Source organism: Dehalococcoidales bacterium, assembly GCA_028716225.1.
Classification (GTDB): domain Bacteria; phylum Chloroflexota; class Dehalococcoidia; order Dehalococcoidales; family UBA5760; genus UBA5760.
In genome coordinates this window covers 77,092-91,170 of sequence record JAQUQE010000001.1, presented here as the reverse complement: position 1 = coordinate 91,170, position 14,079 = coordinate 77,092, and the positions used below count along the sequence as shown (strand labels likewise).

General features: G+C 51.8%; 15 protein-coding genes. 10 read left to right on the top strand and 5 right to left on the bottom strand.

Annotation, left to right across the window (positions count from 1 at the left end; genetic code table 11):
* Positions 1-98: 98 nt before the first annotated feature.
* From PHI12_00440 to PHI12_00425, 4 genes are all read right to left on the bottom strand, one after another.
* Positions 99-1,352: a homocitrate synthase gene (locus tag PHI12_00440; protein ID MDD5509277.1), complete on the bottom strand. Its 1,254-nt coding sequence runs from the start codon at positions 1,350-1,352 to the stop codon at positions 99-101.
* 125 nt (positions 1,353-1,477) lie between these two features.
* Positions 1,478-2,554 (bottom strand): isocitrate/isopropylmalate dehydrogenase family protein, encoded by a 1,077-nt coding sequence (locus PHI12_00435; GenBank protein ID MDD5509276.1) that lies wholly within the window; start codon positions 2,552-2,554, stop codon positions 1,478-1,480.
* 34 nt (positions 2,555-2,588) lie between these two features.
* Positions 2,589-3,095, bottom strand: coding sequence for a 3-isopropylmalate dehydratase small subunit (locus PHI12_00430; protein ID MDD5509275.1), 507 nt, complete (start codon positions 3,093-3,095; stop codon positions 2,589-2,591).
* A 40-nt stretch (positions 3,096-3,135) separates the two neighbouring features.
* Positions 3,136-4,398, bottom strand: a complete 1,263-nt coding sequence (locus PHI12_00425; GenBank protein MDD5509274.1) for a 3-isopropylmalate dehydratase large subunit — start codon at positions 4,396-4,398, stop codon at positions 3,136-3,138.
* A gap of 170 nt (positions 4,399-4,568) precedes the next feature.
* Between PHI12_00425 and PHI12_00420 the strand changes: the two genes are divergently transcribed.
* On the top strand, positions 4,569-5,252 hold the full coding sequence (locus PHI12_00420) for a TIGR00730 family Rossman fold protein (GenBank protein ID MDD5509273.1): 684 nt from the start codon (positions 4,569-4,571) through the stop codon (positions 5,250-5,252).
* A gap of 28 nt (positions 5,253-5,280) precedes the next feature.
* On the opposite strand, the gene PHI12_00415 is transcribed toward PHI12_00420, so the two are convergent.
* Positions 5,281-5,856: a rhomboid family intramembrane serine protease gene (locus tag PHI12_00415; protein MDD5509272.1), complete on the bottom strand. Its 576-nt coding sequence runs from the start codon at positions 5,854-5,856 to the stop codon at positions 5,281-5,283.
* Positions 5,857-6,141: 285 nt separating this feature from the next.
* Here PHI12_00415 and PHI12_00410 point away from each other — a divergent pair, with 285 nt between their 5' ends.
* The 9 genes from PHI12_00410 (at position 6,142) to tgt (ending at position 14,060) form a co-directional block, all read left to right on the top strand.
* Entirely contained in the window at positions 6,142-6,807 is a 666-nt protein-coding gene (locus PHI12_00410; protein MDD5509271.1) for a response regulator transcription factor, read from the top strand.
* Positions 6,808-6,874: 67 nt separating this feature from the next.
* Positions 6,875-7,543, top strand: coding sequence for a sensor histidine kinase (locus tag PHI12_00405; protein MDD5509270.1), 669 nt, complete (start codon positions 6,875-6,877; stop codon positions 7,541-7,543).
* A 286-nt stretch (positions 7,544-7,829) separates the two neighbouring features.
* On the top strand, positions 7,830-8,219 hold the full coding sequence (locus PHI12_00400) for a hypothetical protein (protein ID MDD5509269.1): 390 nt from the start codon (positions 7,830-7,832) through the stop codon (positions 8,217-8,219).
* A complete protein-coding gene (locus PHI12_00395; GenBank protein ID MDD5509268.1) occupies positions 8,188-9,255 on the top strand; it encodes an ABC transporter substrate-binding protein in 1,068 nt (355 codons plus the stop codon). Before PHI12_00400 ends, PHI12_00395 begins: the two co-directional genes overlap by 32 nt.
* A 123-nt stretch (positions 9,256-9,378) precedes the next feature.
* Positions 9,379-10,233: a branched-chain amino acid ABC transporter permease gene (locus PHI12_00390; protein ID MDD5509267.1), complete on the top strand. Its 855-nt coding sequence runs from the start codon at positions 9,379-9,381 to the stop codon at positions 10,231-10,233.
* 20 nt (positions 10,234-10,253) lie between these two features.
* On the top strand, positions 10,254-11,252 hold the full coding sequence (locus tag PHI12_00385) for a branched-chain amino acid ABC transporter permease (GenBank protein ID MDD5509266.1): 999 nt from the start codon (positions 10,254-10,256) through the stop codon (positions 11,250-11,252).
* A complete protein-coding gene (locus PHI12_00380; GenBank protein MDD5509265.1) occupies positions 11,236-11,964 on the top strand; it encodes an ABC transporter ATP-binding protein in 729 nt (242 codons plus the stop codon). The genes PHI12_00385 and PHI12_00380 overlap by 17 nt, the downstream gene beginning before the upstream one ends.
* A 58-nt stretch (positions 11,965-12,022) precedes the next feature.
* A complete protein-coding gene (locus PHI12_00375) occupies positions 12,023-12,724 on the top strand; it encodes an ABC transporter ATP-binding protein (GenBank protein MDD5509264.1) in 702 nt (233 codons plus the stop codon).
* A 151-nt stretch (positions 12,725-12,875) separates the two neighbouring features.
* Positions 12,876-14,060, top strand: coding sequence for a tRNA guanosine(34) transglycosylase Tgt (gene tgt / locus PHI12_00370; GenBank protein ID MDD5509263.1), 1,185 nt, complete (start codon positions 12,876-12,878; stop codon positions 14,058-14,060).
* Positions 14,061-14,079 lie beyond the last annotated feature (19 nt).

Genomic DNA, 14,079 nt, shown 5'->3' with positions numbered 1-14,079 from the left:
AATATGACCGGGGCAGGGTATTCTGTTTGGGATCCCTCAGTTAAGGTAGCAGCATGAGGTTATGACATCCCTAAACAAGCAACGAAATGGGCTGGAATTCAGTAGTCCAGCGGCCGTAAAGTCAGCAGCATCCGGGCAATCTTGGGATAGTCGTAAATGAACCTCAACTCATCTTCAACGAGGGGTTTCTGTGCTTCTACATTGGCATACCTGACCAGCTCCAGGATTTCCTGGGCTTCCTCGGTACTGGTGAAGGATACCGCTGATGCTCCCATTATCTCATTCAGGACGTGCCGGAAACCGGATATCCCGCCGTACTCCCCGGTACATATCTCCCTGCCCGTCTCGACTTCCTCAGGATCGCCCCTGCCCAGTTCCTTGAAGTTGTACAGCTCGTAGTTGTCGGGGTCCTTCAGAACACCGTCGGCATGGATACCGGAGGCATGGGCAAAGGCATTAGCCCCGACGCCGGGCTGATTTATTGGGATGGGAACGCCAAAGGCATAGCTGGCGAATTTAGCCAGCTTCCAGGACATAGATAGATTAACCGGGCTGCCAAGACAGTAACCCTGGGCAAATCCCTTCGACTTGGTAACGGCTAGTATTACCGCTAAAAGGTCGGCATTACCCGCCCTTTCGCCGATGCCGTTAACGGTAGTATTGATATAGGCGTCCTGGCCACCATCGATAACCCCTTTAGCGCCGGCGATAGAATTGGCTACCGCCATACCCAGGTCGTTATGACAATGCAGCTCAATCGGTAGGCCTACCGCCTCGGCAAGCTTGCTCACCGTGTCATAAATGGTAAAAGGATTGTCATAGCCGAGAGTATCACAGTATCTTATTCTATCTGCCCCGTTATCCTTAGCCGCCAGGCCGAATTCAATCAGGAAATCTATCTCCGTCCTCGAGGCATCCTCAGCGTTTACTCCGATACTCTCCGCACCGCAGCCCCTGGCTGCTCTAACCGCCTCAACCATCATCTTGACGATATCAGACTTCTTCTTACTGCCCCGGAACTTGCCTTCTATCATCTGGTTTGATGTGGATAGCGACAGGTTAAGGTGCTTGATGTCGGGAACCATTCGAAAAGCAGCCTCAACATCCGGAACGGTAGCCCTGACCCATCCCTCCAACCGGATCGGCTTGAGTACTCCCATCTTTACCAGCTCCAGGTTGGCCTGGAGGTAACGCGACTCGTGATGGGTAGTAGGGAAGCCAAACTCTGATTGAAAGACCCCCATCTTATTCAGGTACAGGTTTATCATTGTCTTCTGCAGCTTGGACAGCCCCAGTTTCGCTGTCTGTACGCCGTCCCGGTTGGTCACATCGATAAGGTAGATTTTTCCCATTAGTTCCTCTCTCCTGCCATCGAATATGGCAAAAACACAATTAACTCCTTAAAGAAAGCATATCATTTTTATAGCATAAGGCCGGGCCACAATTGAAAAAAGCGGCAGCGGCAGTTATCCTTCCGTTATCTGAGTTTTTCCACTACGGCATCAGCCACCTGTGCGGTACCGACCGCGGTACCCGGAAGGCGCCTTTTCAAATCATAGGTAACGCTCTTACCCTCGGCGATCACTCCGGCTATTGCCCTTTCCAGCCTGCCGGCAGCCTCCACTTCCCCCAGATAGCGAAGCATCATCACACCGGAAAGCATCATGGCCATGGGATTGACTTTATTTAACCCGGCATACCCGGGGGCACTGCCGTGCGTCGGTTCGAACAGGGCTATCTCATCACCCAGGTTAGCTCCGGGGGCCAGCCCCAGTCCTCCCACCAGTCCGGCACAGAGGTCGGAGAGCAGATCGCCGTAAAGATTAGGGGCGACCAGTATGTCAAATTCGTGTGGCTTCTGCACCAGCTGCATATTCATGTTGTCCACGATCCTGTCCTCAAAATCAATATCGGGGTACTCTCGGGCGACCTCCCGGGCCGCAGCGAGAAATAACCCGTCGGAGAACTTCATGATGTTGGCCTTATGTACCGCGGTGACCCTTTTACGATGATTGCTTCGAGCATATTCGAAGGCAAAGCGAACAATACGCCGGCTGCGCATCTCGGAAATCACCTTGATGCTGAAACCCGAGTCCGCTCTAACCTGCTCGAATTTAGTTTCCGCGATAAGCTCTATCAACCTGGCTGCCTCAGGGGTCCCTTTTTCAAATTCGATGCCGCTGTAGAGGTCTTCTATATTCTCTCGCACCACGACAATGTCGATGTTATCATAACGTGTCGGTGCACCGGCATAGGACTTGCATGGACGCAGACAGACATAAAGGTCCAGACTCTTACGCAGAGCGACATTGACGCTGCGAAAACCGGAACCGACTGGTGTGGTAACTGGTCCCTTAAGGGCCACTCTGTTCTCCCTAATCGACTCCAGCACCGATTCGGGAAGCACGGTACCCAGTTTATCCTGGGCGGCAGCCCCGACACAAACCACATCCCAGTTAAAGGCGATGCCGGTAGCTTCCAGGGCTTTCACCGTAGCCTCGGTAATCTCAGGTCCTACGCCGTCACCTGGAATAAGAGTAATCCGGTAAGCCATCAGAAACTGTCTCTCCTCATTTTTTTCAGTAGAGTTACCTAACCGACGGCAATCTGAAATCGCCATATTTACTAAGGTAAGGCAGCAGCCCGCCTTCGTTAAGGATCTGGAGCATTATCCCGGGAATTTTAGCAAAGGTAAGCCGCCTGTCATTGGTGATATCTCTAATAGTACCCTCTTGAAGGTCTATCTCTAATTGATCACCTTCGTTAATGCTGTCGGTATCGCATAATAAGACGGGGAGTCCCAGGTTAATCGCATTTCGGAAGAATATCCGGGCTACCGATTTGGCCAGTACTGCCCGTACCCCGGCCATCTTTATAACCAGCGGGGCGTGCTCACGGCTGGAACCAAGCCCGAAATTACTACCGGCAACGATGAAATCCCCCTCCTTTACCCTGCTGACGAAGGTAGGGTCGGCATCTTCCATGGCATGTTTGGCCAGCTCGGGCAGATTACTCCTCAGGTAAGCAAATCGACCCGGTATAATCTGATCGGTCGAGATACCCGAGCCAAATTTAAAAGCACAGCCCGTGATCAATTCTAAGGTTCTCCTTTCTACGCTCGCCCGCAGGTTCTAATTACAGAAACTCCCTGGGGTCGGCAATTTCTCCCCTGAGCGCGGTAGCAGCAGCAGTAGCCGGACTACCTAAATAGATGAAAGCATCCGGGTTACCCATTCTACCCTTAAAATTACGATTAGCGGTAGTTAGGCAGTTTTCCCCGGCACCCAGCACTCCCTGATGCAGGCCGAGGCATGGTCCGCAACCCGGCGGCAGAATAACAGCTCCGGCTTCAAGCAGGGTCTGGATATATCCCGCTGCCACTGCTGCCTGTAATACTCCTCGTGATGCCGGGGCAACTACTAGACGGGTTCGGGAACAACGCCGCTTACCCTGCATAATATTAGCTGCGACTGCCAGGTCATCGAGACGGCCGTTGGTGCAGGTACCAATAACCACCTGCTGAATCTCGGTGCCCCGAAGTTCTCCAGCCGGAGCTGTGTTATCCACAGTGTGAGGTTTGGACACCATCGGCTCAAGCTCAGTGACATTAATCTCAATAGTATCCTCATAGATGGCAGACTGGTCAGGCGACAGAGGTCGGTAGTCGCTAACACGCCCCTGTGCTGCCAGGTAGTCCCGCGTCATTTCATCGGCCGGGAAAAGCCCCACCTTGGCTCCGGCCTCCACCGCCATATTGGACACAGTAAGGCGCTCTGGAACGCTCATAACGCTCACCGTATCGCCGCCGAACTCCAGTGCCCGGTAGGTGGCACCATCAGCACCGATCCGCCCGATCAGATAGATGATCAGGTCCTTGGCATAGACACCGACAGGGAACCTGCCCGAAAGTCTCACGCTGATGCTTTCCGGTACGCGGAGCCAGGTTTTACCCAGGCCAAGAGCAATCGCTCCATCTGTAGATCCCATGCCGCAGGCAAAAGCCCCCAGACCCCCGGCAGTCACCGTATGAGAATCGGTACCGAGAATCAAATCACCGGGACGGGCAAGAGACTCCGCAACTATTTGATGACAGACGCCGTCGCCAACATCAAAGAGAAAACAACCGGTCTGCCGGGCAAATCCACGCAGGAAACTGTGGTCGTCAGCAAGTTCGCGGTTCGGACTGGGAGCAGCATGGTCCAGAAAAAGGGCGGCCTTTATTGAAGAAACCGGACGCTTAAAGCCGGCGGCCTGAAACTGCCGCACCGTCAAGGGACCGGTAGTGTCCTGCACAAAAACCAGGTCGACCTGAGCGATAACGATATCTCCCGCCCCGGCTTGACCACCCGACTTATCACTTAATATCTTTTCCGCCAGAGTTCCACTCGCTTTAATCACAGTTAACCCCGATGCCACTTTCTTTCGCCTGGTAAGAATATGGTAGTGTCTTGAAATATGTAATAATTGTAGCAACAAGATACCTTAGACGCAACTCCGGAGCAGACCGAAGCTGTTGTGATATACAACTTGTCTCTAGTATGGTATTATTTGTCTTCCGGGAGGAGAATATGACACACGGATATGAGATAGATGACCTGGCCAAGGAAGATTGCTGGCGGATGTTCCGCATTATCGGGGAACTGGTAGAAGGCTTTGACAAGCTTGCCGGCATCGAGCCGGCGGTAACGATATACGGTTCGGCCCGGCTCAATCCGGAGGATGAACTTTACGCAGAAACGGAGGAGATAGCCTATTGCCTGGGACAGATAGGTTTCTCTATCATTACCGGTGGTGGTCCCGGTGTGATGGAGGCAGCCAACAAGGGAGCCCTTAAGGCGGGAGTGGCCTCAGTGGGTTTGAATATCGAGCTACCCGAAGAACAGCGCTGTAATGCCTATACGACCAAGTCAATCACATTCAATCACTTTTTCGCCCGCAAGGTGATGCTGGTCAAGTATGCTACCGCCTTTGTCATCATGCCCGGTGGATTGGGCACGCTTGACGAGTTAACCGAGGTGCTGACTATGATGCAGACTCATAAGATAAAGCCGTTCCCGGTAATACTCTTTAATAGCGACTACTGGAAGGGGTTTCTGGAATGGCTGCGGGTTTCTGCCCTGGCCAGAGGGTTTATCTCTGAGGACGACTTCAAGCTGCTCAGGGTTTGTGATGCCACCAACGAGGTTGTTGAGGCTATCCAGATGTGGTATCTGAAGCAGGAAATCGGCGGCAGGGAAGCTTTGCTGGAGTAAGTGTTACATCAGCTTTATTTTCCCGCAATTAACGATAGAACCCTTCTTGCCGGCGCAAGAAGTAGCCCGCTACCAGACCGAAGACCAGCCCCCCGAGGTGGGATTGCCATGCCACATTCGGGAAAAAGGATATTATCACAAAACCGCCGATAACTGCTGCCCAGAGTGGCACCGGAACCGGGATGGGAAAAACGAGTACCCTAAGCTTTGGTCTCATTACAGCCAGTACGCCTCCGACGGCAAAGACAGCTCCCGAAGCACCGATACAGATGGATAGGGGCGGCGCCAGCAATACATAGAAAATACTTCCCAGTATCCCACCCAGTAAGTAAACGATGAGAAATCTCTTGTCTCCGACCAGTGTGCGCAGAGCTCTGCCGAAGAAGTAGAGGGTAATCATATTACCCAGAATATGTCCTATACCGCCGTGGAGGAAAAGAGAGGTCAGTAATGTCCACGGTCTTGATGCTAAATCAACCGGTATTAACCCGAGGAATAGAACAATCCTCGGGGTTGTCAGGGTAACGATAAAAAGCAGTACGTTTATTCCTATTAAGATCCAAACCGGATTGAGACGGGATCTTTGATAACTCCTGTACATCATCACACCATAGTTTCTGTAATCGTAAAAGCCGGAAAAGCTACCCGGGGAGCTCGCTTGAACGGAGCAGTGCTGCGGTGGCAGTGAATAACAACCGTAATATATTTATAACAGACACCCAAGGTTAACATTTCCCGTGGAAAAACGCCAGTATAATGAATACACCTATGAAATAATAAGGCTAATCAGTTATATATCATTACTATAATATGGTGATTAGCAACCGCTTGACAGAATAGCAGGAAGTAGCTATATTTAGCTAGCTTATTGCTTTCCCCGGGATTAGTTATGGAAAAGATTAAAGTACTGATAGCGGATGACCATCTCCTGGCTCAACAGGGGTTGCGCCGCATCTTAGAGAAAGAAGCTGATATTGAATGCGTGGCGATGGCCAAGAATGGTGAGAGGGCTATTGAGCTTGCCCGTAAGAAGCTGCCCGATGTAGCCTTGATTGACGTCGCTATGCCGGTCATGAATGGCATCGAAGCTACCAAAGCGATTAAAGCAGCCTGTCCCAACACGGCGGTTATCATACTCAGTGCCTACGATTATGACCACTACGTGCGTGCTTGTGTCGAGGCCGGGGCCAGCGGATACCTGCTCAAGAGTGACCTGCTCCCCCGCAGGCTGGTCAACGCTATTCGTACGGTTTACGGCGGAACCAACGTATTCGACCGCAAAGCGGGTGAGATTATGCGTAGAATGGCTATCAGCAAGGGTAAGAAGGGACAAGACTCGAACGAATTGCGCAGTCGCGAGCTACAGATACTGAAGCTGGTTATCAAAGGGATGAGCAATAAGGAAATCGCCTCGGAACTTCATATCAGTGAGCAGACGGTCGGCACACACCTCGCCAATATTTTCAAGAAGCTGGGAGTTCAATCGCGGGTGGAAGCGATGCTGTATGCCTTGAAGAGGGGCTGGGACAGTTTGAACGAGCCCGGTTGCGAATAGCATAACCGGTTAAGGACAAGCAAATACTATCCAGCCCTCTCATATTCTTTTCGGGCGGATTGATAATATGTCAACGGCACAGTCATATATTACCGAGATTACCCGGGCACAGGAAGCGGAGCGAAAGCGAATTGCCTGCGAACTGCATGATGAGACAATTCAGGATTTATTCACTATCATTACCAACATCGAGGAGATAATCGCGGGGAATGACCGGTTATCGGCAGAAGATACCCGAAGGCTAAGGTCGCTTCAGAGCGCGGTTAACCAAGTGATGGGTGGAATACGACGTTTCTGTTCCGAGCTGCGTCCCGGTCTACTGGATTCGTTGGGTCTGATGCCGTCACTGGAGTTGCTGGTTGAAGAGATAAATAGAGATGAGAAGCTGGATTGTCGTCTGGAAATCTTGGGCTGTCACCGGCGCCTGCCATCCGAGATTGAACTGGTGCTTTTTCGGGTTAGCCAGGAGGCACTTCGTAACATCAGAAAGTACGCCGGGGCGACGGAGGTTATCATCGGATTTGATTTTGGCCACCGTAAGGTTACCCTGGATATCAACGATAACGGATGCGGGTTCGCGCCGGATGAAACGCTGGAAAACTATGCAAATGCCGGTAAACTGGGTCTGTTGGGTATACGTGATCGGATAAATATGGTTAGCGGCACTTTTTCCGTAGAATCGGAGGCCGGTAAAGGGACCGGAATAACCGCTGTTATTCCTATTCCTTCAAATTAAAATTAGTATCCCACACCTCAAGCACTTGACAGGTTATAGTATAATGGTGTAATAGTATAACGAAGTAGCTATATAGTAGTATATATGTAGTAGTATAAAGAACATAAAGAAGTACTACTAACGAAATAGATAACGATATATATTCCGGTGTCATTTGTACTTCACTTTGTTAATAGGAAACAATACAAAATATAGGAGGTGAGCATAGGTATAGAGCCCCGCCTAGGCCAGAGTGATAAACCCGATGTTTCAAGAACAAGATCTTGCCAGGTAAGGAGGAGATTTAGTGAAGAAAAGTGGGTTACTAAAGACAATTATTGGTTTCGGTTTAGTGACAGTACTGTCACTAAGTATACCCTTAATGACCAGCTGTACTACCCCGACACCGACTCCAACTCCAGAACCGACTCCAACACCAGGACCGACTTCTGAACCTGAACCGACCCCTGAACCAACTCCAGAACCAGCAGAGCCCTGGAAATGTGGCTACATCGGCGCTTTCGACACCGACGTCGGCCGGAGTGCCCTGAGAGGAACCGAGGTAGCCGTTGAAGAGCTGAATGCCAACGGTGGCATCCTGGGGCGGCAGATTGAGTTTTATTCGGCTGATTCCGCGGAAAGCATTACCGTAAGGTATCAAGGCCTTGGAATACCTCAACGAGGATATCGGTGTTGATTTCATGGTTTCCGGTTGTATCGATGACGTCAGCCTGGGCTGGTTCCCGCGTCTTGCTGAGTACCAGGTTCCCATCATGGAGACATGGGCCTCGGCGATCAGGGCTATCGAGCAGGTACACGACGAATATGACAAGTACAAGTGTTATTTCATGGACCACATGAATGACTATGATCAGGGTGCCGAGTACGTTGCCTACGCCAATGACGTTCTGGGACCGAATGGCGACATGGGCTGGGAAACCTGTGTGCTGTTCTTTGAAGATACTGCCTACGGCGGTGGGGTAGCCGAATACATCCGCGATGAGATTGCCCCCGGCGCCGGTATCGAGGTTATCGGCGAGGTAATGTACGATATCGAAACTTTTGATTTCGCCCCGGTTTACGCCAAGGTAGTAGATTATGACCCTGATTTCATCTACCACATTGCCTCGGTAAACTGTATTCCACCCAGTGCCGCTTATGTTGAGCTGCAGATCCCCTATCCCATTTCCGGTGTTAATGTCGCTGCTGCCAGCATGGAATTCTGGGACGACATGGGTGGTATGGCCGGTGGTTTCAATTCCACATCACCGCCACCGTGTCTGGGTATGGATTGGGATCCCACGACCCAGAAGTTCCTCGATGCCTACGCCGCTAAATACACCACCCGCCCGATATTCCCGCACTTCGACGGCTTTAACGCCTACTGGGGGGTCATGATGATGGCAGCGGCTGCCGAACGGGCCGGTGGCTTCGAGCCGCTGGACGATTGGGTTGCCGAGATGGAGAAAACCGACCTCAAGCTCTATAAGGAAGGCGGTTTTGAACCCGCTGGTCCGGATGATGTCCTCTGGCAGAACTACAAGTTCTACGGACCGGATCACCCCTACACCCACTCTTCGGTACTCGACACTACCGGTGAGGCCGGGCGCCCCGGCGGCATGGTCATGCAGTGGTACCCGGATCAGACGGTGAAGGTCATTCACCCCTACCGCTGGAAGAACGGTGAGTTCTACTTCCCGGAATGGATTCCTGAATCAAAGCGGGCTCGCTAGACAACGGTCGGTCTTAGACTGCTGTTTCCCGTAATCTGGTTGAAAACGGGGGGGAAGGGGAAAAACCTCCCATCCTCCCCGTTTTCTAGAACATAAGATCAATTTAGAATAAGGATAGATTATATGTTAGCTCTAGCGCAATCCATAGCAATCAATGGTGCTCTCCTGAGCGGTTTGTATGCGCTGATTTCGCTGGGATTCACTATGATATACGGCGTGGGCAGAGTGCTCAATCTCGCCCATGCCGCCTACGTCATGTTAGGTGGTTATGTATATTTCCACTGTCTGCAGATAGTGGGAATACCGGAACCGATATCGATGTTAATTGCCATCGCTGTCTGTGCCGGTGCCTCTCTGGCAACCTACGTAGGTCTGGTACGCCGCTATCTGTACAATCCTACCATTGTATTTGTCTCTACCTTTATTCTAGCCCTGGTAATAAATTACCTTGTGGTACTGATCTGGGGGATGGAAACCAAGAACGTATGGCCAGTCGTATCAGGCTTAACCCAGGTGATGGGACAACCGGTATCGAATAATATGATCGCTTCATTGGTTGTAAGCTGGGTTTGCATCAGCGGTGTCCTCCTTTTCGTTCGCAAGACCCATATGGGCAGAGCGATGCGTGCCCTGGCTATGGACCGGAAAGGGGCGATTGTTTCCGGTATCAACCCGGATCGGGTCAACCTGCTGACCTGGACGATGGCAGGAGGGCTGGCCGGAATTGCCGGAATATTCTTCGGCAGCTATACTTACCTGGTTCCTGCCATGTGGCATATGCCGATGGTGATGTCATTCGCCATCGTGATCATCGGAGGTCTGGGCAGCATTGAAGGCACCCTGGTTGCCGCCCATATCGTGGGCTATATGCAGACTACGACCACACTGGCCATAGACGAGAGGTTAAGGGGAGTATTTGCCCTGATAATCATGATTATCGTACTTGTAGTACGTCCTAAGGGCTTATTCGGTAAGTAAACGCAAAGGGAAGATATAAAGTGGTTAATTGGATAACTTCAGTCAAGTCGTTTCGCTGGTGGTTGATTGCCATAGTGGTAATGATGGTGCTTCCCTTCATCGTACCGCCCAGTTTCCTAAGGATTTGTATTATGGCCAACTTCATGGCAATCTTTGCCATAAGCTGGGATATGATGTCGGGATACACCGGCTATGTCAGCTTCGGTCATCCCTTTTTGATCGGCCTGGCCGGATACGTTAGTGCCATGTTATCCCATCAGGGTGGATTTCAGCCCCCCCATATCGTGCTACCGCTCTACCTAACCATGCCGCTGGGAATAGCCGCGGCAGTAGGGGGTGGCATGTTATTCTTCCTGCCCAGTATGCGAATTCGGGGGCCCTACTTCAGCCTGATCAGTCTGGCCTTTCTGATGATACTGAGCCGAATCATGATTGCCGCCGGTGCTATGACCGGCGGTGACCGCGGATTGACCTCGCTACCCTACGTGGTCACCGGGGCAGTCAACAACTACTGGCTTTCCACCGGCATCATGTTCGCTATCGCTATCGGGCTGTGGCTGGTGGCCAGGTCTGATGTCGGCCATGTTCTGAAGGCAATACGCATGGACGAAGACGTGGTGGAGAGCAGCGGACTAAGCACCTACCGGTTTAAGAGGTTCGCCTTTATTTTAAGCGCCGTCACCGCCGGTATCGGGGGGGTATTCTATACCCACTACATGGGTTCGATATCACCTGGGGGTGCTTTCGACTACGTCTTCCTGCTCAATATAATCGTTTCCACGGTCGTCGGTGGTATGGGTACTATCATAGGGCCCATCTTCGGCGGCTACTTCGTCACCTTCTTTACCGAAAGCACCCGTACCTTGCTGGAAGGGGCATGGCGGTTTATGGCCTACTCGCTGGTGGCGCTGGCGATAGTCTATTTCAGACCCGGTGGATTTTACGGAATAGCTCATGACATAGCAGCATGGTTCAGAGTGAAGCGGAGAGGAGGTATGCAGTATGACCAGGTTGCTTGAGGTGAAGGGGCTTACCAAGAAATTCGGCGGTGTCGTCGCAGTAAACGACCTCAACTTCCACGTCGATGATGGCGAGATTCTGGGTTTGATGGGACCCAACGGCGCCGGTAAGACAACTACCTTTAACCTGATTATGGGAGACTATAAACCTGATACCGGGCAGATCTCTTTCAAAGGGCAGGATATCGGCTCTCTGGAAACCTACCAAAGGGTGAAAATGGGGATTGCCCGGACTTATCAGATACCCCGGCCGTATCACGACCTGCCTGTTATTGAGGACCTTCGTATCAGCACCGTACCGGATAGCATTACCAAATGCCTGAGAGGAAAAAAGAAGAATATTGAAGAGGTGGAGCAGATTGGTATTGGTGTCGGTTTGAAGGACCGCCTCATGAAATACCCGCACGAACTGTCCCTGGGTGACCTGCGCCGGGTTGAGCTGGCCAAGGCAATCGCCACCGACCCCAAACTTATCATGCTCGATGAGATATTCGCCGGTTTGACCGTTCACGAGATCAACGAGCTAACCGAACTCCTGATGGAGAAGAAGAAAGCCGGCCTAGTCTTTATCGTGGTCAGCCATGACCTGAAGGCTCTGGCCGCAGTGATAGACAGGGCGGTGGTTATTCAGTTCGGTCACCTCATTGCCGAAGGTACCTATGAAGAAGTTGCCCATGACACAAAGGTCAAGAAAGCATATTTCGGCATGTAACAATACCCGGAACCAGGCTTCACGATGGCAATAAGGGTAGTAAAGAGGAGATGCACAGATGGCTTTTCTGGAAGTGAAAGACCTCGAGGTTTACTATGGTAAGGCCTGCGCCATAAGCAACGTTTCTTTCAGCATCGATGAGGGAAAATGTGTCGGAATCATCGGCTCCAACGGCGCCGGCAAAACGACGCTATTGGACTCAATTCTCGGTATAACCGACTGGCGCGGTGAGATTATCTTTAACGGTGAGTCGCTCCGTAAACTACCTCCCCGGGAAATAGTGAAGCGAAAGGTCGGTTATGCTCCGGAGAGGGGCAGCATATTCCCCGGTATGAGCGTTAAGGATAACCTGCTGGTAGGAGCCTACCTGAACCGGAGCAACATCGATCAGAATCTTAACAATGTCTTCGAACTATTCCCCCGGCTCGAAGAACGCCAGGGGCAGCAGGCGGACACCTTAAGCGGCGGGGAACGGCAGATGCTCGCGCTGGGAAGGGCCTTTATGCTAGAACCCAAGCTGATATTACTGGATGAGCCTACTCTCGGCCTTGCTCCTATTGTTATCGGTCATATATCCGAGGCGGTACGAAGCTTGAAGAAAACAGGGTTTACCATCCTCATTGCCGAGCAGAATGCCAGCTTTACTATCGAGCATGCCGAGACGATACACATTCTGGAGCGAGGTGCAATAACCGCGTCAGGCACCGCCGAAGAGCTGGGTAAGGAAGAATACATCAGGGAAGCCTACTTCGGCGAGTAATACTCCCGTCCGTAATACCGCAATAATATCAATGAGCCCGGGTGCTCCGATACTGAGAGATATATCCTACTCAACTTCTCCGGTAGAGGAGCACTCTTGTATTCAGTAATAACCTTTTGTTTACCGGATAGCTTAGCAGGGGGGTGAGATAATAAACAGTACTGATAGCTTTCGCCTCATCAAGACCAGCCCCGGCAGTTCTGCCCGGACCGGTGAGTTGATTACACCACACGGGGTGGTGCCGACGCCGGTCTTCGCACCGGTAGGCAGTCAGGCCACAGTCAAAACGATAGCTCCCGAAGAGCTGAAAGAGCTGGGGGTAAATATGCTGCTGGCCAATACCTACCACCTCTACCTGAGACCGGGAACAGATGTTATTGAAAAAATGGGCGGGTTGCACCGTTTTATGTCCTGGGAGAGGGCGATACTTACCGACAGCGGCGGCTACCAGATATTCAGTCTGTCCCGGCTCCGTAACGTCAGCGACAAAGGAGTTCTGTTCCGCTCCCACATCGACGGCAGCCAGCACCTGATTACTCCTCAGTCAGCAATTCGGTTCCAGGAATCGCTGGGGGCGGATATCATAATGGTACTTGACGAGTGTCCGTCACCCACGGATTCATTTGAGGCAGTCGAACAAGCAACGGAGCGAACTTACCGGTGGGCTGAAATATGCCAGAGGTCACAGACCCGTAAAGACCAGACCCTGTTTGCTATCGTACAGGGAGGGCTATATCCCGATCTGCGTCACCGGTCGTCCAACCGGCTGACTGCGCTGGGGTTTGCCGGTTACGCCATCGGCGGCTTGAGCCTGGGGGAGCCCAAGGAACTAACGCTGGCTATGGTCGGGGAAACAGCTGCCCGGCTCCCTTCCGACAAGCCGAGATATCTTATGGGTATCGGTTCTCCGGAAGATATCATCGAGGCTGTCGCCAGGGGGATTGATATCTTCGATAGCGCCCTACCCACCCAGGTAGCACGAAAAGGGGCCCTCTTTACCCGGCAGGGCAGGTATAATATTCGTAACGCTGCCTATAGACAGGTAGAGGCTCCCCTTGACCCTGATTGCGACTGCTATGCCTGTCGCAACTTCTCCGCCGGCTACCTGCATCACCTCTTCAAATGCCGTGAAATGCTGGCATATCGGCTGGCTACCATTCATAACCTTAGTTTCATGAATCGGTTGATGCAGGAAATAAGGAATGCCATCGCTAGCGACAACTTTGAAAGTTTTCGGGATACCTTTATTGCCGGTTATGAGCCTACCGACGAAAAGACACGTCTCGCCCAGAAGAAAAAGTGGTTGGCTGCCCGTAACCGGAAGGGTGTAAAATAGAGCCCGAAGGAAGATTGAA

Excerpts from the sequence above, each read along its gene's own strand:
- PHI12_00405 (MDD5509270.1), top strand. The coding sequence starts at position 6,875 with ATGTCAACGGCACAGTCATATATTACCGAGATTACCCGGGCACAGGAA.
- PHI12_00380 (MDD5509265.1), top strand. The coding sequence starts at position 11,236 with ATGACCAGGTTGCTTGAGGTGAAGGGGCTTACCAAGAAATTCGGCGGT.
- PHI12_00440 (MDD5509277.1), bottom strand. The coding sequence starts at position 1,352 with ATGGGAAAAATCTACCTTATCGATGTGACCAACCGGGACGGCGTACAG.
- PHI12_00435 (MDD5509276.1), bottom strand. The coding sequence starts at position 2,554 with ATGGCTTACCGGATTACTCTTATTCCAGGTGACGGCGTAGGACCTGAG.
- PHI12_00390 (MDD5509267.1), top strand. The coding sequence starts at position 9,379 with ATGTTAGCTCTAGCGCAATCCATAGCAATCAATGGTGCTCTCCTGAGC.
- PHI12_00410 (MDD5509271.1), top strand. The coding sequence starts at position 6,142 with ATGGAAAAGATTAAAGTACTGATAGCGGATGACCATCTCCTGGCTCAA.
- PHI12_00420 (MDD5509273.1), top strand. The coding sequence starts at position 4,569 with ATGACACACGGATATGAGATAGATGACCTGGCCAAGGAAGATTGCTGG.
- PHI12_00375 (MDD5509264.1), top strand. The coding sequence starts at position 12,023 with ATGGCTTTTCTGGAAGTGAAAGACCTCGAGGTTTACTATGGTAAGGCC.
- PHI12_00415 (MDD5509272.1), bottom strand. The coding sequence starts at position 5,856 with ATGATGTACAGGAGTTATCAAAGATCCCGTCTCAATCCGGTTTGGATC.